The following is a 24,122-nucleotide window of genomic DNA, read 5'->3' as shown; positions in this document are numbered from 1 at the left end:
GTCCATCTTAGCCGCAGCGGCAAAGACAGGTCAAGATTATTTGACGGCCTTGAACAAGGCGTCCAGGCGATCCTTCGTGCCTGGAATGCGCTCCAGCTTCGGATAGCGCAGGCCGTCGCGATAGTCGAGCGTGATGGTGCGCAGGTTGTCTCCCTTGCGTACCAGGAGCGCGATCGGCGCCTTGCCGTCCTTGTTGGCGCGCACCGCCGCCTTCAGCACGTCGCCCTTGTACACGCGGTTGTTGACGGCCACGATGGTGGTGTTGGCCGCCAGGCCGGCGCGGAAGCCCACGCCGTCCCACACCACGCCGGTGACGTCGCCATTGCTGCGCACCGAGAAGCCGAGCGAATAGGTGAAGTCGGCGCTGCGGCTGCGTTCTTCGACAGCGCGCACGGCATTGCTCGGGGTGTCGCCGTACACCAGCTTCCAGCCGGCGCGGGCCAGGCCGTCGAGCGGCGCGCCCGGACCATGGCCGTCCAGGCGCGCGCGCAGGAACGGCGCCCAGTCGAACTTCTGCACCTTGGTCAATGCGGCCACCACGTCGTCGAAGGTGTAGTACATCGTCTCGATGCTGCCGTCCTCGACGCCGAAGAAGGCGCGCGCGAAGTCTTCCAGGCTGCGCTTGTCGCCCGAGAGTTCGCGGATCCTGGTGTCGACGTCGAGCCAGATCAGCATGCCCTCGGTGTAGTAGTCCTCGCTGCGCTGCCAGTTGCCCCAGCCGATCGGCTTGCGCCCGTTGATGATCGGATCGTTGACCGTGTCCTGCACTGCGCGCCAGTCGCGGCCCTGCGTGTTGTCGTAGCGCGCCGCGTCGATCGCCAGCGCTTCGCGCGCATGGTTCTGCGACACCAGGCCGGAACGCGCCGCCAGCACCTTGCCCCAGAACTGGGTCTGGCCCTCGTACACCCACAGCAGCTCGTTCTGCAGCGGGGTGTTGAAGTTGGCCACGTCCTGGCCCGCGGGACGGCGGAACTTGCCGTTCCACGAGTGCACGAATTCATGCGGCAGCAGTTCGCGGCCGGCTTCGTTGCGGCCCCAGTCGGTGAAGTAGCCGAGCCGCACGCCGTTCTCGCTCGACTGCTGGTGCTCGCGGCCGATGCCGCCGAATTCGTCCGAGATCGCGAACAGGAAGTCGTACTGCTTGTAGTGGCGCGAGCCGAACAGCTTGATGGCCTGGCCGACCATCGCGCGGTGCAGCGCGACCTGCTCGGGCTTCGCTTCCAGGTTCTCGGGATTGTCGGCCACCACGTTCAGCATCACCGGATTCCTGGCGCCCGGCGCCAGGTCGATGCGCTTGAAATAGCGGCCGGCGAACAGCGGCGAATCGACCAGGGTGTCGAGGTCGTGCGGCTTGAAGCGCACCTCGTCGCCGGTGCGGCTTTCCACCGCCAGCGAGCTGGCGAACTGCCAGCCGGCGGGCAGGGTGAGCGTCGGCTGCACCGTGATGCGGCGCGCGTGGTAGCCGGCCGGGTACAGCGCCACCGATTGCCACTGCACGCCGAGGATGTCGTCGGTCATCGTGATGCGGCCCTGGCTGGTGTCCAGCGGCGACAGGAACTGGTATTCGGCCACCAGTTCGGTGGCGCCTTCCGGCACCGTCACATGAAAGGCGTGGACCTGCACCGGGTCGCGCGTCCACTCGAGCGGCTTGCCGCCCGCGCTGAACTTCAGGCCGGCCAGCTGGGTCAGCGGAATATTGGGGCCGTGGTTGCCCGGCGCCCACTGGGGATAGAGCAGGGTCATCGGACCCGCTTGCGCCGGCATCGACAGCCGCATGCTGAAGATCTGCTGCGACAGGTTGCTGGCGTCGACGTGCAGCGCGATCGTGCCCGGATACGGGGCGTTGCCGACGGCAGGGACCTGGGCGGAAGCGGGCAGGGCAAGCGCGAGCGCGAAAGCGAGGGCGCCTGCCTGACGGGCGGCGCGGGCGAGGAAGGGGAAGGCAGTCATCGTGGAGCGGGAAAGCTGAGGGGAACCGGCGAGTGTAGCACCGCATTCCAACACAAATTTCCGTTGATACATCATGCAAATAAAATTTGCAAAAATGCTTAAAAATCCGTATTTCGTATGACTTGAAAATCGTTTGGCGTGACATTAGATTGGTCTCAACGGAATGCTCAACAGAGGTTCCGTCCCTTATCGCTTAACTTTCAAAAGGATATGACATCATGCGTACTTTCGACCTGACTCCCCTGTACCGTTCCGCCATCGGTTTCGATCGCCTGGCCAGCCTGCTCGAGCAACGCGCCGAAGCGCAGCCGAGCTACCCGCCGTACAACATCGAACTGGTGAGCGAAGACCAATACCGTATCGTGATGGCGCTCGCCGGCTTCAGCCGCGACGAGATCGAGATCGTCACCGAGCGTGACAGCCTGCACGTCACCGGCCGCAAGCAGAAGGATGACGTCCAGCGCACCTTCCTGCACCGCGGTATCGCCGCGCGCGATTTCGAGCAGCGCTTCCAGCTGGCCAACCACGTGAAGGTCACCACCGCGTCGTTCGACAACGGCATGCTCACCATCGAACTGGTGCGCGAAGTGCCGGAAGCCCTGAAGCCGCGCAAGATCGCCATCGGCGACGCCGCCGGCGTCATCAGCGGCGACAACGTCAAGACCCTGGAACAGCGCGAAGCCGCCTAAGGCTTGGCAATGCCAGCAACGGTAACGGCCCGGTAGTCGTTTGAAAGAAGGGCGCTCGCAGTCGGGGCGCCCTTCGTACGTCCGGGCCGCCCGCGTTCGCTGATCCTTAAGGCGCGCCTAAGCCCCACGCCTTGTCAACTTAAGCATGATCTAAGGCGGTTGCGCGAAGATACGTCCATCGATGCTCAACATCGATTCAACACATTTTCACCAGGAGCACACACCATGTCGAACCCAAGTGCCGTTACTGCCATCACTGCCAAACGCCTCATGCTGGCCCTGGGTGCCGCGGGCGTCATCGGTGGCGCGGTCGGTGCCATCGCTGTCAATCACAATAATGCCGTCGCCAGTGCCGCGGCCGAAAGCGCGCCTGCCGTTGCAGCTGCCGCGCCGGCCCCATCACCTGCGCCGGCCGCCGCCGCGGGCGCTCCAGCGTCGACCGTGGCCCTGCCAGACTTTACCCGCATCGCCGCCCAGCAGGGCAAGGCGGTGGTCAACATCCGCGTCGTCGGCGGCACCAAGACCGCCAACCGCGGCGGCTTGCCGAACCTCGACCCGAGCCATCCGTTCTATGAATTTTTCCGACAGTTCCAGGATCCACGCGGTGAACGCGGCGGCGATCGTGGGACTCCCGTTTTCGGCGCCGGATCGGGCTTCATCGTAAGCCCGGACGGCGTCATCCTCACCAACGCCCACGTCGTGCAAGGCGCCGACGAAGTGACCGTCAAGCTGCAGGACCGCCGCGAATTCCGCGCCAAGGTCCTGGGCTCCGACCCGCGCACCGACGTGGCCGTGCTGAAAATCGACGCCAAGGGCCTGCCCGTGGCGCCGATCGGCAAATCGCAGTCGCTGCTGGTGGGCGAATGGGTGCTGGCCATCGGTTCGCCGTTCGGCCTGGAAAGCACCGTCACCGCCGGCGTGGTCAGCGCCACCGGCCGTTCGATCCAGGGCGATTCCAACGTGCCGTTCATCCAGACCGACGTCGCCGTCAACCCCGGCAACTCGGGCGGCCCGCTGTTCAATACCCGCGGCGAAGTCGTCGGCATCAACTCGCAGATCTACAGCATGACCGGCGGCTACCAGGGCCTGTCGTTCTCGATCCCGATCGACCTCGCGGTGCGCATCAAGGACCAGATCGTCGCCACCGGCAAGGTGCAACATGCCAAGCTGGGCGTGGGCGTGCAGGAGGTCAGCCAGGCCTTCGCAGACTCGTTCAAGCTCGAGACGGTCGAAGGCGCCCTGGTCTTCAGCGTCGAACGCGGCGGCCCGGCCGAACGCGCTGGCCTGAAGTCGGGCGACGTGATCCGCCGTGCCAACGGCAAGAACATCGTCTCGTCGATCGAGCTGCCGGCCATGCTGACCCTGGCCAAGCCAGGCGACAAGGTGGCGCTCGATGTCTGGCGCGAAGGTAAACTGGTGCGTATCGATGCGACCCTGGGCAATGCCGCCGACAAGCCGCGTCGTGAACAGGAACTGGCCGAGGTGGCCGACAACAGCGCCAAGCTGGGCCTGACCCTGCGGCCGTTGGCCCCGGTCGAGCGCCGCCAGAGCGGCATCCCGTCGGGCCTGGTGATCGAGGACGCCTCCGGCGCCGCCATGATGGCCGGCATCGAGCCGGGCGACGTGCTCATCTCGGTCAACGGCCGTCAGGTCAATTCGGTCGAGCAGGTGCGCGACATGGTGTCCAAGGCCAGCAAGTCGGTGGCCTTGCTGATCCAGCGCGGTGGTGACAAAATCTTCATTCCGGTGCGGATCGGCTAAAAAGCGTCCTCGACCCGCACGGGCTTCATATTAGGGAAACACATGCGGCTACTGCTGGTGGAAGACGATACGATGATCGGCGAAGTGGTGCTCGACCTGCTCAGGGCCGAGCACTACGCCGTCGACTGGGTCAAGGACGGCGAGATGGCCGACACGGCCCTGCTGCAGAACCAGAACTACGACCTGGTGCTGCTCGACCTGGGGCTGCCGCGCAAGGACGGCCTCGAAGTGCTGCGCTCGATGCGCACGCGCAAGGACCGCACCCCGGTGCTGGTCGCCACCGCGCGCGACTCGGTCCAGCAGCGCATCGCCGGCCTCGACGCCGGCGCCGACGATTACGTCCTCAAGCCCTACGACCTCGACGAGCTGCTGGCGCGCATCCGCGCGCTGCTGCGCCGCGCCGCCGGCCGCGCCGAGCCGATCTTCGAATACCGCAACATCAGCATCAATCCGGCCACCCGAGAAGTGCTGGTCGATGGCACGCAGGTGTCGCTGTCGGCGCGCGAATGGGCGGTGCTCGAGGCGCTGGTGGCCCGGCCCGGCGCGGTGCTGTCGCGCGCGCAGCTGGAAGAGAAGTTGTACAGCTGGCGCGACGAAGTCTCCAGCAACGCGGTCGAAGTGTATATCCACGGCCTGCGCAAGAAACTGGGCAGTGACCTGATCCAGAACGTGCGCGGCGTCGGCTACATGGTGCCCAAGGCATGAAAATGACGCACTCGCTGCGCGGGCGCCTGCTCTGGTTCCTGCTCGCGGCGATTACCCTGGCGGCGGTGGCGCAGGCGACGATCGCCTACCGCACCGCGCTGCACGACGCCGACCAGATCTTCGACTACCACATGCAGCAGATGGCGTTGTCGCTGCGCTCCGGCACGCCGCTGTCGAACGACGAGGCGCGCGCGCGCATGGAAGCCGAGAGCAGCGCCAGCGGCAACGACGACATGGTGGTGCAGATGTGGTCTCCCGACGGCGTGCAGATGTTCCACAGCGTCTCTCGCGCGCGCCTGCCGCAGCGCGCGGTGCTGGGCTTTTCGAATGTGCGCGCCAACGGCACCACCTACCGCGTGTTCTCGATCCAGACCTCGAACCAGACCGTGCAGGTCGCGCAAGACCTGGCCGTGCGTCGCAACATGGCCGGCAATCTGGCCCTGCGCACCCTGGGCCCGATCGCGGTGATGATGCCGATCCTGATGCTGGTGGTGTGGTGGGTCGTGAGCGGCTCGCTGCAGCCGGTGGCGCGGGTGCGCTCGCAGGTGGCCGCGCGCCAGGCCGACGACCTGTCGCCGGTGTCCGACAACGGCTTGCCCGACGAGGTGCGCCCGCTGGTGCAGGAGCTGAACCTGCTGTTCGGCCGCGTCAAGACCGCCTTCGAGGCCCAACAGCATTTCGTGGCCGACGCCGCGCACGAACTGCGCACGCCGCTGGCCGCTCTGCGCCTGCAGGCGCAGAGCCTGGACCGCGCCGACAACCCGGAAGCGCGCCGCGTCGCGGTGGCGCGCCTGACCGCCGGCATCGACCGCGCCACGCGCCTGGTCGAGCAGCTGCTGGTGCTGGCGCGGCAAGAGGCGACGGCGGCCGAGGGTGCGGTCGCGCGCCCGGTCGACCTGGCCGACCTGGCGCGCCGCACCGTGGCCGACCTGGCCGGCGTGGCCGCCGCCAAGGGCGTCGACCTGGGCGTGCAGCAGGCCGATCCGGCCACCGTCCTTGGCCAGCCCGACGCGCTGCAGATCCTGCTGCGCAACCTGGTGGACAATGCGGTCAAGTACACGCCGGGCGACGGCACGGTCGACATCTCGGTCCAGCACGATGGGCAAAAGATCGTGGTGCAGGTCGAGGACAGCGGGCCGGGCATCCCGCCGGAGGAACGCGAGCGCGTGTTCGACCGCTTCTACCGCGTGGCCGGCAGCGATGCCGCCGGCAGCGGCCTGGGCCTGGCCATCATCAAGGCGATCGCCGAGCGCCACGGGGCGACGCTGATGCTGGACGCATCGACGCGTCTGGGTGGATTGAAGGCGGTCGTCACGTTCAGTTCGTCCTCGCGGTAGAATGATCGGTTCCGCGGGCCAACCATGGTCTTGGCCCGCATCGCAATGGATGAGGAATCGATGAACAAGAAGATAATCATGGCAGCCGTGCTGTCGACCCTGGCCGGCGTGGCCTCGAGCCAGGAAGTGGTGCGGATCGCCCACGTGGCGGGATTGACCGGCCCGGTCGCCTATTTTGGCAAGGACACCGAGAACGGCGCGCGCATGGCGATCGAGGCGCTCAACGCGCGCGGCGTGACCATCGGCGGCAAGAAGGTCACCTTCCAGCTGGTGGCCGAGGACGACGCGGCCGATCCGAAGCAAGCCACCAGCGTGGCCCAGAAGCTGGTCGACGCCAAGGTGAACGGCGTGATCGGTCACCAGACCTCGGGCACCACGATCCCGGCCTCCAAGATCTACAACACTGCGGGCATCCCGCAGATCTCGCACTCGAGCACCAGCCCGAAATACACCCAGCAGGGTTTCAACACGGCCTTCCGCGTGATCGCCAACGACGTGCAGCTGGGGCAGGCCCTGGGCCGCTACGCCACCGGCACCATGAAGGCGAAGCGGGTGGCGGTGGTGGACGACCGCACCGCCTACGGCCAGGGCCTGGCGACCGAGTTCTCGCGCAGCCTGCAAAAAGCCGGCGGCAGCGTCGTCGCGCGCGAATTCACCAACGACAAGGCGACCGACTTCAGCGCCATCGTCACCCGCATCCGCGCCACCAAGCCGGACCTGGTGTTCTTCGGCGGCATGAACGCGACCGCCGGCCCGATGCTGCGCCAGATGAAACAGCTGGGCATGAACGTGCGCATGATGGGCGGCGACGGCATCTGCTCGGACGAGATCTACAAGCTGTCGGGCGGCACCATGGCGGATGGCCAGGTAGTGTGCGCGGAAGCGGGTGGCGTGCAGGGCGACGCCAAGGCCGGCATGGACAAGTTCCGCGCCGACTACAAGAAGCGCTTCGGCATCGACGTGCAGATCAATGCGCCGTATGCCTACGACGCGACGATGGCCATGGCCGAGGCGATGGTGAAGGCCGGCTCGGCGGCGCCGGCCAAGTATCTGCCGGTGCTGGCGAAGATCCAGTACAAGGGCGTGACCGGCCCGATCGCCTTCGACCAGCGCGGCGATATCCGCGACGGCACGATCACGCTGTACACCTTCAAGGGCGGCAAGCGTTCGCTGCTGACCGTCACGAAGTAAACAGTAGCAGGCCCGCAGCGTCGCACTGCGGGCCTGTTTGCTTCAGTCTCCCGGTCCCTCGCCGGGCATCGTATCCGCCATCAGGCGCAGTTCTTCCGGCGTCAACTCTTCGGGTTTCTTGTTCTTCAGTCCATCGGTATCGGCCGGCTGGACGGTCGGCGGCTGTTCCGGCTTTTGCTGGTCTGTCGTCATGAGGCTCTCCTTCACATGCAGGATTCAGGATGGCCAGTGTCGCATGACGGCCGATCGGGCGGCGTCCCGCTTGGGAAGCGCCGTCAGTCGCGGTGCGGCGGTGGAATCAGGTGGCGGAACGTCGGTTCGATGTTCATCGCATGCAGGTGACGCACGATGTCTTCCAGCGTCGCATCCTTGAGCAGCAGGCCTGGCATCGGCGTGTGCGGCGCGAGCGAAGGAGCCGGCGCGGCAACCACCACGGGCACATGCGCGGGCATGGGTTGCGGCGCCGCCTCGAGCGCCTGGAAGACCTGCTCGAACTGTTCCTTGCCGATGCTTTCCAGCCCTTCGAGAAAGGCGGCCTGGCCCAGCGGCGGCGGCGCCAGGTCCAGCCCCGGCTCGTCGGCGAACGAGGCGCCCATGCCCGGATGGATGAACGCCGCCCACTTGCCGGTGCGCGGATGCAGGCAGGGCGGCAGCGCGATCGGTGCGCGCACCGCGTCCGTGTCCAGTTCGATTTCGGGGAAGTACGCGTCGCGCAGGCGTTCGAGGAAGGTCTGGGCCTGGTGGGCCGGCACCGGCTCTGCCAGCGACAGCCACAGGTAATAGGCGTCGCCGCCCGAAATGCTCACCGCCGGCGCGGGCAGGCCGAGCGTTTCCTGCAGCGTGTTGGCGACCTCGCACAGCCGCAGCCAGTGGGCGTCGCCCTCGAGGCCCTTGGTCTTGCGAAAAGGGATCATCATGGCGCGCGTCTGGCCGTCGCCGCTCGTCAGGCTGATCGGCACGTTCTGCTGGCCGAGCACGTGCAGGGTCAGCACGTCGGCCGGTGGGGCGTCGGCGGGAAGGTAAAGCCGCATCAGTTCGGCGATCAGTTTTTGCATGTCATTCTTAGAGCATCAAAAGAAAAGCATGATATCTCGCCCGCCGGCCGAGCGGTGGGGCGTTCCAAATGAAAACGGCCCGCGATGATCGCGGGCCGTTGCTGTCCGATCAGGGGGCGATCAGAACTTGTGCGCCAGGCGCGCGAACATCGATGCGCCGTTCAGGCCGAACTGCACGCTCTCGTACTTGAAGCCGTTGTCGGTCTCGTTCGGATCCTGGCGGGTCGGCTTGACGTCGAAGATATTGGTGCCGCCCACGGTCAGGCGGGTCTTCTCGGTGAAGGCCCAGGTGAACGACAGGTCGGCCGAGGTCTTCGCCTCATAGTGCTGGTTCGGCACCGGCGGACCCGAGAAGGTGCCCAGGGTCTGCGGACCGAAGTGGATCACGCGCAGCGAGGTTTCGAGCTGGCCTTGGGTCCAGTCGAGGCCCAGCGTGGCCTTGCGGCGCGGCGCGCCTTCCTCGATGAACAGGCGCTCGCGTTCCGACAGCAGCACGTCTTCGAAGCCTGCCAGCGCCGCCGGCGCCTTCACGCGCTGCACTTCGGTCTTGCTGAAGTTCACGGCCAGGAAGGTGGTCAGGTTGCCGATGCCCACCTTGCGGCGGTTGGACACGGTCAGGTCCAGGCCTTGCGTCTTGGTGTCGACCGAGTTGACGAAGAACTGCGCCTGGCCCACGCCGAGCTGCTGCAGGGTGGCGCCCAGCGCCGGGTAGTTGTCGGCGTCGAAGCGGCCCGACAGCACGATGCGGTCGTCGATGTCGATGCGGTACAGGTCGGCCGTCACCGAGGTGGCGCCGGTCGGCGACCAGGTCAGGCCCAGCGTGTAGCTCTTCGATTCCTCGTCCTTGAGCTGCGGGATGCCGGCGGCATTGGCGACCGGGCCGCCGTTCGGCGCCAGCACCACGTCCAGCGGCTGGCCGCCGACGAAGTCGGTGAAGGTCGACGAGAAGTACATCTGCTGCAGCGACGGCGCACGGAAGCCCGTGCTGGCCGAGCCGCGCAGCAGCACGTTCGGCGCCACGCGGTAGGCGCCGGCCAGCTTGCCGGTGGTGGTCGAGCCGAAGTCCGAATAGCGTTCGTGGCGCAGCGCGGTCTGCACCTTGAAGCGGTCGGTCACGTCGGTTTCGATGTCGAGGTAGGCGGCGTTGCTATGGCGGTCGGCGTCGGTCTCGTCGCCCGGCTGGAAGCCCGGGAAGCCCTGGCTGCCGGCGTTGCCCCCTATGCCCACGCCGTCGGCGTCGATCCACGAGCCGGCCTCGCCGGCGAAGATCTTGTAGTTCTCGCGGCGGTGCTCGAGGCCGAAGGCCACGTTCATGCCCTTCAGTACGTCGCCGTAGAAGCGGCTGATGTCGAGATTGGTGGTCGACTGCTGGAACGAGAAGCCGCCGGCGTAGAAGCGGCTGGCGCTGACGCCCTGGCCGCCGTTGATCAAATCGAGGTTGGCGATCGAGGCGTTGAGGGTATTGTTGATGTCGTACTTCAGGCGGTTGTAGCCATAGGTTTGCGAGACGTCGGCATTCCATTCGCCGACCGCCCAGCGGTAGCCGACGGTGCCCCAGCGGTCGTCGACGTCGCCGTCGATGAAGGGGACGAAGCCGTCCGGGTACATCGCCGCCGAGTTACGCGACGGGATGTCTTCGGAACCGATGCCTTCGCGCGCCCAGGCGGCCGAGGAGGCGTCGCGTTTTTGCGCGCCGGCCGTGAAATACAGCTTGCCGGGGCCAGTGGGGAATTCGCCGTTCAGGTAGACAGTCTGGTTCTCGGACTTGGTGTCGCCGATGATGCGCGGATTGCCCGGTTCGGAGCGGTTGGAGCGGCCGCGATCGTAGTATTCGCCGGTGATGCCCAGCACGCCGCCGGCCACCGCCACGCCGCAATAGGCCGACGCCAGCCAGTTCTCGCCGTCGCCCGCGGTGTACTGGCCGTAGCCGAGCACCGATTCGCAGCCCAGGCTGCGTTTGAGGTCGATGTTGATCACGCCGGCGATCGCGTCCGAGCCGTATTGGGCGGCGGCGCCATCGCGCAGCACCTGCACTTCGCGGATCGCCATCACGGGGATCGCGTTCATGTCGGTGCCGGTATTGCCGCGGTTGCGCGCGCCGAACAGGTTCACAAGCGCCACCGTGTGGCGGCGCTTGCCGTTGACCAGCACCAGGGTCTGGTCCGAACCCAGCCCACGCAGGGCGGCCGAGTCGATCAGGTCGGCGCCGTCGGCGCCCGTTTGACGGGTCGAGTTGAACGAGGGCGACAGATTGGTCAGCACCTGGGCCAGGTCGAACTGGCCGCTTTGCTCGGCGGCCTTGGTCATCGGAATGAAGTCGATCGCCACCGGGGTATCGGTGCTCGATGCGGCGCCGACGCGGCGCGAGCCGACCACGCTGACGCTGGGGATCACATCGCCGCTGGCGACGCCTGGCGCGGTCTGCGCGTGGGCGGTAGCGGGGACGAGGGAAAGCAGGGCGGCGCTACCATATAAGGCCAATAGCACCGAACCAGACATTATTTTGAGTTTAATCACAATTTTCTCCGAAGGAAATTCGGATATTACTCAATTGTTTCTTCGGTAACCATCGTAATGTAGCAATAACACAACGGTGTGCTGCTATAGCTAAAACTTATTCGACCAAGTGATGACAAAGCATGACAATTCTGCTTGTCAAATCATCTCGACACGGCCGCCGACCAGTATCGCGCCATCTTCGATCCGCGTGCGGATCAGGCAATCGTGGCCGGTGGCGTGGCCCTGGCGCACGGTCAATGCGTGGCCGAGCAGGACGGTGAGGGCGCCGGCCGCGACGCCGGTGGCGCTGTCTTCGAGCCGTGGGTCGAGGTGGTTGAAGTTGCGGCCTTCAAAGGCCTGCGCATCGGCGTCGCCTGCGTAGGCGTACAGGCCGTTGACGCCGTGTTCCTTGCCCCACTGCGCGATCGCTTCCAGGTCGGGCGCCAGCGCGTGCAGGGTGGCCGGGTCGCGCACCCGCACCAGCAGTTTCGGGCTGCCGACCGAGGCGACTTGCGGCGCTGCGACGATGGCTGACGTAGGGATGCCGAGCAGGCGTGCCGGTAGCTCCGGCGAAAGTGCCGGTTGCGGGGCGGGCTGCGGCGCCAGGCGCACGAACAGGTGTTCTGCTTCGCGGGTCAGTGCGAGCGGCAGGCCGTGCATGGCGGTCTTCACCGTTAATGGTGGATTGGCGCCTGGGCGGGCGAACAGCCGCGCAGCGGCGGCCAGCGTGGCGTGCAGGCACAGGGGACTGCGCATGTGCGGATAGTAGAAGTCGACGATGGCCGCCATGCCCTTGTCCTTCGGCGGATCGATCCAGACGCAGGTGGTGTTGCGCTCGCGCGCGAAGGCCTGGCGTGCATCTAGATGTGACGGATCGCCTTTGATGACGATGGCGGGGTTGCCCGTGTTGGCGGTGACGCCGAAGCAGCGCAGGGTGTGGATGTGCATGGGTCTCCTTCTTGTCGGGCATGGCGCTCGAGGCTGGATGGATCATAGCTGGATTGGCCTGTCAGGGGCTGGCCGGATCACGACAATTTGCTGGGTTTCCAGAGGCCGCCGAAGCGTTCCGATCGGTTAGAATTTGTGTATATCTTTCATCAGGCGGATTGTGCCCATTTAGCCCATGTTTCAGGAATATCTCGATGCCCTCGGCGCTTACTTCGTGAGTGGACAAGCGTGAGCGATCCCGACGCGACACTGACCAGCTATGGGATGGCCGAGGACTTCGCATCGGCGCCGGTGCTCGGCATCACGATCCTGTGGCACCCGCAACGCGAACGCATCGGCGAACAGATGCTGGGGCCAGCCGCGGGCGGCGCGATCGCGCTGAACCGGTTTGCGCCGCTGTTCGCGCCGCTTTCCGTACGCCCTGGCGCGGGGCATGAAGGAACGCCGCTGGGCGAGCGTTCGATCACACGCGAGCCGGTGCATATCCGCTTCGTCGCCGAGGGCGGCATCCAGATCGATCACGTGCGCGGCAAGATGGGGCTGGAACTCAATGGGCGGCCGTCGAACGGGACCGACCGCTTCACGGCGGGTGAACTCGAGCGCGGCATCGTGATCGGGCTGGGGAGCCAGATCTTCGTGTGCCTGCATCTGATGCGCAGCCTGCCGCGCGCGGCGAACGTGCCGGGACTGATCGGCGTTGGCGACGGGGCGATCAAGATGCGCGAAGCGATTGCGCAGGTGGCCGGGACCAGCATGCCGGTGCTGTTGCTGGGCGAGACCGGCAGCGGCAAGGAGGTGGCGGCGCAGGCGATTCATGCCCTCAGTGGGCGTCGGAGCGGGCGGTTTGTTGCAATCAATATGGCGACCTTGAATGAGTCGCTGGCGGCGGCCGAATTGTTTGGCGCGGTCAAGGGGGCGTACACCGGGGCGACCAGTGCTCGGCGCGGGTGGTTTGCCGAGGCCGAGGATGGCACGTTGTTCCTGGACGAGGTCGGGGATACGCCGGCGTCGGTGCAGGCCATGCTGCTCCGCGTGCTGGAGAGCGGCGAGTATCGGCCGCTTGGGGCGGGCGCGGATGCGAGGTCGAATGCGCGGATCGTTGCGGCGACCGACCAGGATCTGGGAGAGGGTGGGTTCAATCAGGCCTTGCGGCGGCGTCTCGAGGCGTTCGTGATTCGGGTGCCGGCGTTACGTGAGCGGCGTGAGGATCTTGGTGTGTTGGTGCGGCATTTTCTGGAGGCCGAGGCGCCAGGGGATGGGTGGAATCTGCCGTTCGAGTTGCTGAGCCAGGTGTTCAATGGGGACTGGCCGGGGAATGTGCGGCAGCTGGGGCATGCGATGCGGCGGGTGACGCTGGATTTGCAAGCGGGGAATGTGCCGGTGTTGGAACAGGCGGTGGGGCTGCCTGTGGTGGCGGAGGTAGTCGCTCCTCCCGATGCTGCTGTAACTTCTTCGTCTGCTGCTTTAAGGCCGGTGCGGCGCAAGGTGTCAGAGCTGAGCGATGACGATCTTGTGGAGGCGATGGAAAAGAGTCATTGGCAAATTCTGGCTGCTTCCAGGATGCTGGGGATTTCGCGGCCGACGGTTTATAAATTGCTGGAGGCTCACCCTCGGATTCGTTTTCCTGCCAATATTTCGGAGGAAGAGATTCGTGCGGCCTGGGAGGCTTGTGAGGGGGATCTCCAGCGGTGTGCTTCGCGGCTTATGACGCCGGCGGAGGCGTTACGGCGTCATGTTGGCCTGTTAGGTCTGAGCGAAAGAGTTTAAATCTTTCGATACTAGTTTGGAGGGAATGTACCGTTACCAATCTCGGTTTCAGGATCGAAGTAAAATACCCGCAGCTGTTCAGTCTCATCACCACTTCGCTTGATGCGAACTGTCAAATAAAAAGACAATTCCCACAGGCCGTTATAAGGCCCTATAGTCAAGTTTCCGTCCCATAGTAGAGTAATCCGTTTTCCTTTCGCTGGATCGATCCCCGAACTGTGTACGGTGAATGCCGAAGGTTCAATTCTATAGAGGGCGCCGAGCTGCTGACTGCTGCTGGATGCAAAGAGGGAAGGAGGAGCGTAACGGGTGCGCTGATTCGGTCCGCAGGACAGGATATGGGGGCGGGTAATCAGGCAGCAATCCACGACCTCTAACGACTCAAATCCAGTTTTGTCCTTATCGCTTGCTGTAATGGCGATCTTGAATTCTTGGCCAGCTGAGAACTGGATGTCGCGATTCCATTGTGCCTCAATTGGGGAGTGAAGGGCTTCAATGGCCGAGTCAAGATCAGCAAAAACCCAATCGACCCCGTCGTCTATTTGGTTGACATCGAAGCGTGCGGTCAACGTCATTAATGGTTGTGTCATTATTTCCTTTCCATTCGAAGTAAATCAAACCGCGGATCACTCCGCAGCGCCAACAAATCAGGTTCGGTACTGATCAGTGTTGTCGGATAGCCAAGTTGCTGCGCGTTGGCTAGTTCAGCCAATGCGGCCTCACGCTTGCCTGTTACTTCGTATGCGACAGCCGCTCGGAAACGGATATCTGGATTGTCAGGTTTGGCAAGTACTGCTTGTTTACTCAAAGTTAATGCAGCGGCCTTGTCACCTAGCTTGGCGGAATACAACCCCATACGCGAGGTTAGTGTGGCGTTGTCTGGAGCGTGTTCGAGTAGGGGTTTCATTAGAATTGCTGCATTGCGATAGGCCTGTTGAGAGTCGCGCTCGCGTCCTGGAATCCAGCGTAAAGTGTCAGCAAGATTAGCCCATCGTAAATATGCGATGTTGTTGCCTTTCGAGGCGGAGACAGCATGTTCAAATGCTTTTGCTGCGCCGACGTAATCGCCTCGATTGAACAGTGCATTTCCAAGATTGTTATAAAGAACTCCGCTCGGCCGAACTTGTAATCCTTCTTGTAGCACTTGTAATGCTTCCTTCTCGCGTCCTTGTCGCTGCAGCACTGCGCTCAAATTTGCATAAGCATAAACTGCGTCCGGTTCCAATCGAATGCTATCCCGGAAGGCCTGCTCTGCCTTAATGTAATCCCCTTTACGCGCATGCAACTCCCCTAACTGATCGACAAACAAGCGTTCCGTTGGATATGCATTATGTGCAATTTCAATGTTGCGCTCAGCCTCTGTGTAGCGCTGCATTCGCATCAACACCTCACCTCTGGAGTTAAGGGCAAATAAATTGGATGGATCAAGCTGCAGTGCTTGCTGAGTAAGTTGCAGGCTTTCTTCGTAACGACCTTGCTGTCCGCGTACGTGAGACATAGCGGCATAGCCAAGTGCCAACTGATCGTCGAGTGAGAGAGCTACTTGTGAACTGGCGTCTGCTCGTTTTAGCCAAGTTGCATCCCCACGATCACCCGAATAGCGTAAAGCATATGCGAGCGCTATACCTGCAGCTGCAGCGGCATGATTGGGTTGCTTCTCCAAGATACCACTAAAATTTGCAATTGCGATATCTAAGCTGCCGTCACGGTCGAAGTGACGTAATGCTGTCATGCCATTCGACATTTTTGCAGCGTTAGATGCTGGAGGTAACCACTGGGGCCTCGAGTTATCCACGCGTGCAAAATATGTCCCTCCCAGTACGAGCATAAATGCTACCAAGCCAAATCCGACTCTCCGCCAAATACCATGTGGCGACACGGGTGTATTAGTCGTCGTAGGTGATGAAGATAATTTTGACGTTTTAGCACCCGGTTGGCGCAATGTTTGTGCAGCCTGCTTGACTGCTTCCATTGTTGGGATGCGCATAGCTGGGTCTGGCGCGCACATCGCACGCACTAAAGCGACCATACCTTGATCGGCGTCTGCCGCAAAATTCCATTGTGAACAGGATGACTGTACCTGAGCTGCGGCCAGGGCCAGTCCATGCAGATGCGCAAACGGCCTCTCCCCATGCATCATCTCGTACATCAGCACACCGACAGCATAAATATCGCTGAGCGTATTTGGATGCTTGCCATTCAAGATTTCAGGCGCTAGATAAGCAATCGTCCCTTGCGTCTGCAGCACATCCCCCGACTCGGTCGCCAGCGGATCGATCTTGCGCGCCAGCCCAAAATCCATGATGCGGACCTGCCCCGACGGCTCGATCATCAGATTAGCCGGCTTCAAATCACCATGAATCAACCCAGCCGCATGCGCCTGCGCCATCGCATCCGCCAACTGGCAAACGATATCGAGTATCTGATCCCACGCCAGCTTGGTCGTGGCCAGCAGCTGATGCAGCGTCTTCCCCCCAACCAGCTCCATCACGATCGACTTGCTATGGCCGTCGTCTTCGAGCGAATAGATCTGGATGAAAGCAGGATGCCGCAGCGAGGCCGCCAGGCGCGCCTCCTGAAGCAGGTTATCCGGCTGGTCGCGCACCAGGTCAGGCTTCAGGCGCTTGATGGCAACGCTGCGCTGCAGCGCCGGGTCCCACGCCTCATGCACGTCACCGAAGCCGCCATTGCCAAGCAACTTACCGAGGCGATATCGCTCGGTGCTGGGGTTGGCAAGCAGGTCAGGCGAGGAGGTCATTTGCGGCTCGTTTGGTCGGCGCAGGCGCCGTAAATACTACAGGGAAAGAAACTTGCCGAATACACATTCCTAGCTTCGCGATTCAGGCAACCGGCGTGTCAACTTCTTCGTTGACATGTAAAAACACCCGCTGTTTTACACCCAACAGGCATAGCTAGTCGACTAAATCCTCGATTCTGTTGCTTCTACACCATGTTTCAACGTGGCACGGAGTTTGCAAACTATTGCGTATCAACAATGGGGGCGTAACGGAAGATCGTCGCGCCTGCCATCGCAATTGTCGCAAAGCATTATTCATTCCGGAAAGAAGATTCAAGTATGGCTATCCAAAGCACAGGCGTTCTGCAGATCGTTGGCGCGGCTTACGGACTCAAGCAGGTTACCGCTCAGGTCATCAAGCAAGTCAACCGTCAGTCTTTTCCAGAAACCCTGTGTGTTTTGGCGAGCAATCGGGCGTTCGGCGACACCTGGATTGGCCACGAAAAGACGCTGACGGTCGTTTATCGTTATGACGGCGGCCCGACGTTCGTGGCAACGGCTTCGGAAGGCCAGACGCTGAACATCGGCGCACAGCAGTTCGAGCAAGCCATCCGAACCCCTGCCTCAACCTCGGAAGACAGCACCGCCCAGCCGGCGCTGACCGTGTGGGGCGCCAGCTTCGGCTCCGCCGACGTAAGCGCGACAGTGCGCAACCTGGCCGACCATTCGACCGGAAGCTTGTCCCTGGTCGCCGACAGCACCACCCTCGGCGAAACCAGCAAGGAGAAGCGCAACACCTTCGTCATCGTGGCCAGCTACAGCGGCCAGGTGCCGTTCGTCGACATCGTCGTCGAGGGCAATCCCTATGCGCTCAGCTACCGTCCCCCGCTGCACATCCTGAGCGCCTTCTACGGCCTGAAGGACGTCACCGACATCGTCCGCGCCAGCGTGAGCCGGCGCAGGCTGTCGGTCGCCGCATCCAGCAGCGTATTCGGCGATGGCTGGCCGGCCATGCGCAAGACCCTGCACGTGGTCTACCAGTACGCCGACCGCAAGCCGCAAATGGCCGCGACCACCGAGAACCAGATTCTCCACATCGACTACGACCCGGCCGCTCCCGCCGGGCAGGCGTCGCTCGACCCCCGCGCCCTGAACATCATCGCCGCCGCCTACGGACCGGTCGACGTCACGGAGAAGGTCGCCGCGCTGGTGGAAAACGCAAGCCTGTCGTTCACGGCCGACAGCCTGACCTTCGGCGACACCTGGCCGGCCGCCGTCAAGTCGTTCTCGATGGTCTATAGCTGGGGCGTGGCGGCCGTTTCGAGCGTTAACGTGCCCGAAGATACGCCGGTCTCGATCACGCAGCCCGAGCCCGCGTTCACCACTGACAGAAACTACGTCTCGCTGGCCGGGCTGCTCGCCGCCGGCGACGAGATCAAGCTCCAGACCGCGGCAGGCGGTTACTGGTCGATCGCCGCCGACGGCCAGATCACGGCGCTCGAGACCTCGAGCGATGCGGCCGAGGTGTTTACCATCGGCGTACCCGAGGCCCAGGATGCCGCCGCCATCACCCTGCAATGCCGTGACGGCAGCTACGTGATCGCGAATAGCGACGGCCTCCTGCGTGCAGGCGGCAGCGCGCAGGAGGCACTCCAGTTGATGGCATCGCTCCAGGCCAATGGCGCCATCAATATCGGCGTCGTCGGTGGAGCGGTAGCGCCGTTCATCGCGGTGACGGCGAGCGGCGCCATCGCGGTGGACGGCAGCTACGACCCCAATTTTTCCACCTGCTTCAATCTGCTGCTGAGCCCTACGCATGCCGGCAATGGCAGCCATCTGCAAACCTTCGCCAGCGCGACGATGATGGATGGTCCGGTCGACATGAAGCTGGTGAAAGTGGTGTGGAAGCTCACTGGCGGCTGCTTTCTAGCGGCCGGTCTTGGTCGGCTGCTTGGCGACCAGCAGCAGATCGGTCCTGCCTTGTACCGCTTTCTGCGGCGCTATCCTGGCGTGATGAACAAGATCGCGTTCCTGATCGCAACCATCGACTGCAACCGCGCAATGCCGGCCGGCGCCTTGCTCGGCGTGCTCAAGGCGATCCACGAAGCGGGCATTCTCATGCCGGTGCTGCGCATGACGCTTGCGACGACTGGATGGATGGCGATTTCGTGGGCCATCGTCACGATCCTGACGAAAGTGCAGGGCGGCGTCACGAGTGCCGGTGCGGCGGCGGGGGGCGAACTGGGCGAGAGCTTTTCTGGCTGGGCTTACGAGACCACGATGGATATGCTCGATTACATCAATTCAATGGGCGGTACGGCATTGATGCTGGCGTATGAGCGCATGATTGGCGCCGACCAGCAGGTCATGCGCCGTGCGCACGGTGGTGGCGTGTCCAGTCTGCGTGCGCGGATGGGAGTGCAAGATCCTTCAGGGGCGTCCCTCGGACCCATGCCGCGCCCCTTTCCCACACACGCCTGAGTAGCCTGAGTCGTAGGTTTTTTCGCCGACGTGGTCGGCTCGGTTATACTGTGTTTTTATACAGTATTGGCTGTTTGACAGCCCACCAGCGTGACCAAGCCCACCCCCGCCCAGCCCCCATCCCCCCAGGCGCTGCCCCCCTACGCCGAGTTGTTCTGCCTCTCGAACTTCTCGTTCCTGCAAGGGGCCTCGCACGCCGAGGAGCTGGTCGCGCGCGCGGTGCAGCTGGGTTACTTCGCGCTGGCGCTCACCGATGAATGCTCGCTGGCCGGCGTCGTGCGCGCCCATGCCGAAGCGAAAAACGCCGGCCTGCCCCTGATCATCGGCGCCCACTTCCACCTCAAGAGCCTCGACGACGCTCTGACGCCGGCACCCTCCCTGATCCTGCTGGCGCAAAACCGCAACGGCTACGGCAACCTGTCCGAACTGATCACGATCGGCCGCACGCGCAGCGAGAAGGGCACCTACCTGCTCACGCCCGACGACCTGGCCAATCCCGTCCAGGAATACGCGCACCTGCAGCACATGCCCGACTGCCTGGCGATCCTGCTGCCGCCATACCCCGGCCACGAAGCCCAGGACGTCGACCGCCTGCACGCCCAGGCGGCATGGATGGCCACCACCTTCCCGGGCCGCGCCTGGCTCGGCCTCACCCAGCTGCACCGCGCTTTCGACGACGCCCACCGCGCCACGGTGGAAGAGGTGGGCTGGCAGCATGGCCTGCCGATCGTCGCGCTGGGCCACGTCTGCATGCACGTGCGCTCGCGTAAACCCTTGCAGGACACCCTGAGCGCGACCCGCATTGGCAAGCCGGTGGGCGCCTGCGGCTACGGCCTGGCGCAGAACGCCGAGCAGCACCTGCGCGCGCGCCTGCGCCTGGCCAATATCTATTCGCGCGAGGCGCTGGCGGAGACAGTGCGCATCGCGCGCCTGTGCACCTTCTCGCTCGACGAGCTGCGCTACGAATACCCGGATGAGGTGGTTCCCGAAGGCCACGATGCCAGCAGCTACCTGCGCAGCGAAACCTGGATCGGCGCGCACCGGCGCTTCCGCGACGGCGTGCCGGCCAAGGTGCAGGCCCAGATCGAGTACGAGCTCGAACTGATCGCCGACATGGGCTACGAACACTACTTCCTGACGGTGTATGACATCGTGCGCTACGCGCGCTCGCAACACATCCTGTGCCAGGGCCGCGGCTCGGCCGCCAATTCGGCGGTGTGCTACTGCCTCGGCATCACCGAGGTCGACCCGGCCCGCGCCAGCCTGCTGTTCGAGCGTTTCATTTCGCGCGAGCGCAACGAGCCGCCCGACATCGACGTCGACTTCGAACACCAGCGGCGCGAAGAAGTCATCCAGTACATCTACAACAAGTACGGCCGCCAGCGGGCGGCGCTGGCGGCGGTGGTGATCAGCTACCGGCCCAAGAGCGCGCTGCGCGACAGCGGGCGCGCGCTCGGCATCGATCTCGCCATCGTCGAGAAGGTGGCCAAGACCCACCACTGGTTCGACAGCCGCGCGGATCTGCTGGGCCGCCTGGCCGAAAGCGGCCTCGATCCCGAGGCGCCGCTGTCGCGCCAGTGGGCCACGCTGGCGCAGTCGCTGCTGAACTTCCCGCGCCACCTTTCTCAACACCCGGGCGGCTTCGTGATCGCGAAAGGAAAACTTTCGCGCCTGGTGCCGATCGAGAACGCGACGATGGTCGATCGCAGCGTCATCCAGTGGGACAAGAACGACCTCGAAGAACTGGGCCTGATGAAGGTCGACGTGCTGGCGCTGGGCATGCTGTCGATGATGCGGCGCGGCCTGGAGCTGGTCGGCCAGCGCTATGGCGACGTGTTCGAGATGCAGGACATCCCGCTCGAGGACAGCGCCACCTACGACATGATCTGCCAGGCCGACACCATCGGCGTGTTCCAGATCGAGTCGCGCGCGCAGATGAGCATGTTGCCGCGCATGCTGCCGCGCCGCTTCTATGACCTGGTGATCGAGGTGGCGGTGGTGCGTCCCGGCCCGATCCAGGGCGGCATGGTCCATCCCTACCTGCGCCGGCGCCAGGGGCTGGAGCCGATCGAATATCCGAGCCCTGAGATGAAGGTCGCGCTCGGGCGCACCCTGGGCGTGCCGATCTTCCAGGAGCAGGTGATGCAGGTGGCGATCCTGGGCGCCGGCTTCACGCCGGGCGAGGCGGATCAACTGCGGCGCGCGATGGCGGCCTGGAAGCGCAAGGGCGGCCTCGAAAAATACTACGAGCGCATCGTGGGCGGCATGCTCGAACGCGGCTACAAGCAGGAATTCGCCGAGGCAATCTTCAGCCAGATCCAGGGCTTCGGCGAGTATGGCTTTCCCGAATCGCACGCGGCCAGCTTCGCGCTGCTGGCGTATGCGAGTTCGTGGCTCAAGTGCCACGAGCCGGCCGCTTTTCTCTGCGCGCTGCTCAACAGCCAGCCGATGGGCTTTTATAGTCCCTCGCAACTGGTGCAGGATGCGCGCCGCCACGGCATCGAGGTGCGGCCGGTCGACGTCGCCGTCAGCGGCTGGGATTCGGCGCTGGAAGAGTACGACCCCGTCGACCGCTCGCGCCAGCCGGCGGTGCGGCTGGGCTTCTCGCTGCAACGCGGATTGAAGCAGGAGGCGGCCGAGCGCATCGAGCAGGCGCGCGCCATACGGCCGTTCGACAGCGTGGCCGACCTGGCGCGGCGCGCGCATCTCGACCGGGGCGACCTGCAGGTGCTGGCCGCGTCCAACGCCCTGCGGTCGCTGGCCGGGCACCGGCGCGAAGCCCTGTGGCAGGCCTCGGGCGCGGCGCCCGACAAGGATCTGTTGCGCCCGACCGTGCCGCGCGAAGAGACGCCGGCATTGCAGGCGCCGAGCGAAGGCGAAGAGATCGTCGGCGACTACCGCGCGCAGGGATTGACGCTCGGCCGCCATCCGCTGGCGCTGCTGCGTGAGCGCCTGCTCAAGCAGCGCTTCATGCCGGCTTCAAGCCTGATGGACTTCCAGGACGGCCAGCTGGCGCGCGCCTGCGGCCTGGTCACGGTGCGCCAGCGTCCCGGCACGGCCAAGGGCGTGCTGTTCATGACGCTGGAAGACGAGACCGGCAACGTCAATGTGATCGTGTGGCCGACCCTGGTCGAACAGCAGCGGCGCGAGGTGCTCAATGCGCCGCTGCTCGGGGTGTACGGCATCTGGCAGCGCCAGGGAGAGGTGCGCCACCTGGTGGCCAAGCGGCTGGTCGATATGTCGCACCTGCTGGGCGGGCTGGATGCGCGCAGCAGGGATTTTTGTTGATCAGGCCGCGGCCAATTTCATGGCGTGTTTGCCGGCGGCCGCGCGGGCGCTGCGTCCCGGCGCGTTTGCCTGCAACTGAAACACCTGCAAGGCCTGCGACACCTCGTCGGTCTGCCGCGCCAAGGTCGCCGTCGCGGCGGCCGCTTCTTCCACCAGCGCAGCGTTCTGCTGCGTGATCGCGTCGAGCTGGGTCACCGCCTGGTTCACCTGGCCGATGCCGCCCGACTGTTCGCGCGTCGCGCCCGCGATTTCGTCCATCACGCGGGTGACCTGGTCGACCGCGCCCACCACTTCCTGGATCGCCGCGCCGGCCGCCACGCTCAGGCGGTTGCCGTTGTCGACGTCGAGGATCGACGCGTCGATCAGCGCCTTGATCTCCTTGGCCGCCCCCGCGCTGCGCTGGGCCAGCGTGCGCACCTCGCCCGCCACCACCGCAAAGCCGCGGCCCTGTTCGCCCGCGCGCGCCGCTTCCACGGCGGCGTTCAGGGCCAGGATATTGGTCTGGAAGGCGATGCCGTCGATCATGCCGACGATGTCGAGCACCTTGTGCGACGAGGCGCTGATCGCTTCCATCGTGCTCACTACCTCGGTGACGGTGCGCTGGCCGTTGCCGGCCGTCGCGGCGGCGCGGCGCGCGAGGTCGCTGGCCGCGTTCACGCTGTCGGCGCTCTGCGCCACGTTGTGAGTGAGCTGCTCCATGCTGGCCGCCGTCTCCTGCAAGCTCGACGCTTGCGTCTCGGTGCGGCTCGACAGGTCCAGGTTGCCGGTCGCGATGTCGCCGGTGGCGTGGCGGATCTCGTCGAAGTTGGCGCGCACGTCGCCGATCACGCTGAACAGGTTCACGGCCGACTGGCGCAGGGCCGCCACCAGCTGGCCCATCTCGTCGTCGCGGCGCGGCGCCAGGCGGCAGGTGAGGTCGCCGCCGGCCAGGCGGCGCGCGAAGCCGGATGCATCGGCCAGCGGCGCCAGCACGTTGCGGCGCAGGCTGGCCCACAGGCCCAGCACCATGGCCAGAGAAGCGGCCAGCGACAACAAGACCCATGCCGGCAGGCCGTCGCGCCAGCACTGGAGCGTGATCGCCGCCAGCAGCAACGTCAACAGGCCCATGCCGCCGTTGACCTGGGTGCGCAGCGGCAGCCGGCCCAGCGCCGCCAGGCGGCCGCGCAGGCCGCCGTGTTCGACGCGGCCGTTGCGCAAGACCAGGCCGCGCGGGTTGCCGGCCTTGAATTCGCCGTACAGCGCCGTCGCCTCTGCTATCTGCTCGCGGGTCGGTTTGGTGCGCACCGACATATAGCCGGTCGCCTGGCCGTTCTCGAGCACCGGCGTCACGTTGGCGTACACCCAGTAATAATCGCCGTTCTTGCAGCGGTTCTTGACCATGCCGCTCCACGGCCGTCCGGCGCGGATCGCCTGCCACATGTCGGCGAAGGCCTCCACCGGCATGTCCGGATGGCGCAGGATATTCTGCGGCGCGCCGATCAGCTCTTCCTCGGTAAAGCCGCTCACCTGCACGAAATAAGGGTTCGCGTAACGGATATTGCCCTGCAAATCCGTGGTCGAGACGATGGTCTTGCCGTCGGCGAGCTGGTATTCGGTATTGGTGACCGGGGTGTTCAGGCGCATGCAATTCTTTCATTAGGGCAACATAGCAGGAAAAGTATAGCCATGGCCGAGGAGGTCGTCTGCGGCGGCGAAGCATAATTCAGCAAAAAAA

Annotated in this window: 16 protein-coding genes; 8 read left to right on the top strand and 8 right to left on the bottom strand. The window is 64.5% G+C overall.

The features are described 5' to 3' along the window. Positions 1-36: 36 nt before the first annotated feature. Positions 37-1,950 carry a M61 family metallopeptidase gene (locus HMPREF9710_RS00550; protein ID WP_005662860.1) on the bottom strand — a complete coding sequence of 638 codons (1,914 nt, stop codon included), beginning with the start codon at positions 1,948-1,950 and terminating at the stop codon, positions 37-39. 218 nt (positions 1,951-2,168) lie between these two features. On the opposite strand from HMPREF9710_RS00550, the gene HMPREF9710_RS00545 reads away from it, so the two are divergent. The 5 genes from HMPREF9710_RS00545 (at position 2,169) to HMPREF9710_RS00525 (ending at position 7,633) form a co-directional block, all read left to right on the top strand. After that, positions 2,169-2,639 (top strand): Hsp20 family protein, encoded by a 471-nt coding sequence (locus tag HMPREF9710_RS00545; protein WP_005662858.1) that lies wholly within the window; start codon positions 2,169-2,171, stop codon positions 2,637-2,639. Positions 2,640-2,864: 225 nt separating this feature from the next. Continuing rightward, entirely contained in the window at positions 2,865-4,400 is a 1,536-nt protein-coding gene (locus tag HMPREF9710_RS00540; protein WP_005662856.1) for a Do family serine endopeptidase, read from the top strand. A gap of 42 nt (positions 4,401-4,442) precedes the next feature. Then, positions 4,443-5,105 (top strand): response regulator, encoded by a 663-nt coding sequence (locus HMPREF9710_RS00535; protein WP_005662855.1) that lies wholly within the window; start codon positions 4,443-4,445, stop codon positions 5,103-5,105. Then, the gene (locus tag HMPREF9710_RS00530; RefSeq protein WP_005662854.1) at positions 5,102-6,442 is read left to right on the top strand and encodes an ATP-binding protein; all 1,341 of its coding nucleotides are present in this window, start codon (positions 5,102-5,104) and stop codon (positions 6,440-6,442) included. Before HMPREF9710_RS00535 ends, HMPREF9710_RS00530 begins: the two co-directional genes overlap by 4 nt. Before the next feature lie 60 nt (positions 6,443-6,502). After that, a complete protein-coding gene (locus HMPREF9710_RS00525) occupies positions 6,503-7,633 on the top strand; it encodes a branched-chain amino acid ABC transporter substrate-binding protein (RefSeq protein WP_040775333.1) in 1,131 nt (376 codons plus the stop codon). A gap of 42 nt (positions 7,634-7,675) precedes the next feature. Here the strand turns inward: HMPREF9710_RS00525 and HMPREF9710_RS27605 are convergent, their stop codons facing one another. The 4 genes from HMPREF9710_RS27605 to HMPREF9710_RS00510 all read right to left on the bottom strand — a co-directional run bounded on the left by HMPREF9710_RS27605 (position 7,676) and on the right by HMPREF9710_RS00510 (position 12,135). Continuing rightward, positions 7,676-7,825, bottom strand: a complete 150-nt coding sequence (locus HMPREF9710_RS27605; protein ID WP_005662852.1) for a hypothetical protein — start codon at positions 7,823-7,825, stop codon at positions 7,676-7,678. Positions 7,826-7,908: 83 nt separating this feature from the next. After that, positions 7,909-8,688, bottom strand: coding sequence for a hypothetical protein (locus tag HMPREF9710_RS00520; protein WP_005662850.1), 780 nt, complete (start codon positions 8,686-8,688; stop codon positions 7,909-7,911). A 120-nt stretch (positions 8,689-8,808) separates the two neighbouring features. After that, a complete protein-coding gene (locus HMPREF9710_RS00515; protein ID WP_040774830.1) occupies positions 8,809-11,187 on the bottom strand; it encodes a TonB-dependent receptor plug domain-containing protein in 2,379 nt (792 codons plus the stop codon). A 156-nt stretch (positions 11,188-11,343) separates the two neighbouring features. Further along, positions 11,344-12,135, bottom strand: coding sequence for a PhzF family phenazine biosynthesis protein (locus HMPREF9710_RS00510; RefSeq protein WP_005662847.1), 792 nt, complete (start codon positions 12,133-12,135; stop codon positions 11,344-11,346). 228 nt (positions 12,136-12,363) lie between these two features. Here HMPREF9710_RS00510 and HMPREF9710_RS00505 point away from each other — a divergent pair, with 228 nt between their 5' ends. Further along, positions 12,364-13,902: a sigma 54-interacting transcriptional regulator gene (locus HMPREF9710_RS00505; protein WP_005662846.1), complete on the top strand. Its 1,539-nt coding sequence runs from the start codon at positions 12,364-12,366 to the stop codon at positions 13,900-13,902. An 11-nt stretch (positions 13,903-13,913) separates the two neighbouring features. On the opposite strand, the gene HMPREF9710_RS27600 is transcribed toward HMPREF9710_RS00505, so the two are convergent. After that, positions 13,914-14,492 carry a hypothetical protein gene (locus tag HMPREF9710_RS27600; protein ID WP_157225396.1) on the bottom strand — a complete coding sequence of 193 codons (579 nt, stop codon included), beginning with the start codon at positions 14,490-14,492 and terminating at the stop codon, positions 13,914-13,916. Further along, the gene (locus tag HMPREF9710_RS26845) at positions 14,492-16,660 is read right to left on the bottom strand and encodes a serine/threonine-protein kinase (RefSeq protein ID WP_005662844.1); all 2,169 of its coding nucleotides are present in this window, start codon (positions 16,658-16,660) and stop codon (positions 14,492-14,494) included. Before HMPREF9710_RS26845 ends, HMPREF9710_RS27600 begins: the two co-directional genes overlap by 1 nt. Positions 16,661-16,978: 318 nt before the next feature. Here HMPREF9710_RS26845 and HMPREF9710_RS00490 point away from each other — a divergent pair, with 318 nt between their 5' ends. Both HMPREF9710_RS00490 and HMPREF9710_RS00485 read left to right on the top strand, forming a co-directional pair. Continuing rightward, on the top strand, positions 16,979-19,120 hold the full coding sequence (locus HMPREF9710_RS00490) for a hypothetical protein (RefSeq protein WP_005662843.1): 2,142 nt from the start codon (positions 16,979-16,981) through the stop codon (positions 19,118-19,120). 90 nt (positions 19,121-19,210) lie between these two features. Beyond that, on the top strand, positions 19,211-22,408 hold the full coding sequence (locus HMPREF9710_RS00485) for an error-prone DNA polymerase (protein ID WP_005662842.1): 3,198 nt from the start codon (positions 19,211-19,213) through the stop codon (positions 22,406-22,408). Here the strand turns inward: HMPREF9710_RS00485 and HMPREF9710_RS00480 are convergent, their stop codons facing one another. Beyond that, the gene (locus tag HMPREF9710_RS00480) at positions 22,409-24,031 is read right to left on the bottom strand and encodes a methyl-accepting chemotaxis protein (RefSeq protein ID WP_005662841.1); all 1,623 of its coding nucleotides are present in this window, start codon (positions 24,029-24,031) and stop codon (positions 22,409-22,411) included. Positions 24,032-24,122 lie beyond the last annotated feature (91 nt).

The sequence above is a fragment of the Massilia timonae CCUG 45783 genome (genome assembly GCF_000315425.1).
In the GTDB taxonomy this organism is placed as follows: domain Bacteria; phylum Pseudomonadota; class Gammaproteobacteria; order Burkholderiales; family Burkholderiaceae_D; genus Telluria; species Telluria timonae.
The sequence above is the reverse complement of the archived record's forward strand: the minus strand, read 5'-3'. Positions and strand labels throughout refer to the sequence as shown.

Bases quoted from the DNA above. Each gene is read 5' to 3' on its own strand.
- HMPREF9710_RS00515 (WP_040774830.1), bottom strand. From the start codon at position 11,187: ATGTCTGGTTCGGTGCTATTGGCCTTATATGGTAGCGCCGCCCTGCTT.
- HMPREF9710_RS00530 (WP_005662854.1), top strand. From the start codon at position 5,102: ATGAAAATGACGCACTCGCTGCGCGGGCGCCTGCTCTGGTTCCTGCTC.
- HMPREF9710_RS00490 (WP_005662843.1), top strand. From the start codon at position 16,979: ATGGCTATCCAAAGCACAGGCGTTCTGCAGATCGTTGGCGCGGCTTAC.
- HMPREF9710_RS00510 (WP_005662847.1), bottom strand. From the start codon at position 12,135: ATGCACATCCACACCCTGCGCTGCTTCGGCGTCACCGCCAACACGGGC.
- HMPREF9710_RS00535 (WP_005662855.1), top strand. From the start codon at position 4,443: ATGCGGCTACTGCTGGTGGAAGACGATACGATGATCGGCGAAGTGGTG.
- HMPREF9710_RS00525 (WP_040775333.1), top strand. From the start codon at position 6,503: ATGAACAAGAAGATAATCATGGCAGCCGTGCTGTCGACCCTGGCCGGC.
- HMPREF9710_RS26845 (WP_005662844.1), bottom strand. From the start codon at position 16,660: ATGACCTCCTCGCCTGACCTGCTTGCCAACCCCAGCACCGAGCGATAT.
- HMPREF9710_RS27605 (WP_005662852.1), bottom strand. From the start codon at position 7,825: ATGACGACAGACCAGCAAAAGCCGGAACAGCCGCCGACCGTCCAGCCG.
- HMPREF9710_RS00545 (WP_005662858.1), top strand. From the start codon at position 2,169: ATGCGTACTTTCGACCTGACTCCCCTGTACCGTTCCGCCATCGGTTTC.
- HMPREF9710_RS00550 (WP_005662860.1), bottom strand. From the start codon at position 1,950: ATGACTGCCTTCCCCTTCCTCGCCCGCGCCGCCCGTCAGGCAGGCGCC.
- HMPREF9710_RS27600 (WP_157225396.1), bottom strand. From the start codon at position 14,492: ATGACACAACCATTAATGACGTTGACCGCACGCTTCGATGTCAACCAA.
- HMPREF9710_RS00520 (WP_005662850.1), bottom strand. From the start codon at position 8,688: ATGCAAAAACTGATCGCCGAACTGATGCGGCTTTACCTTCCCGCCGAC.
- HMPREF9710_RS00540 (WP_005662856.1), top strand. From the start codon at position 2,865: ATGTCGAACCCAAGTGCCGTTACTGCCATCACTGCCAAACGCCTCATG.
- HMPREF9710_RS00480 (WP_005662841.1), bottom strand. From the start codon at position 24,031: ATGCGCCTGAACACCCCGGTCACCAATACCGAATACCAGCTCGCCGAC.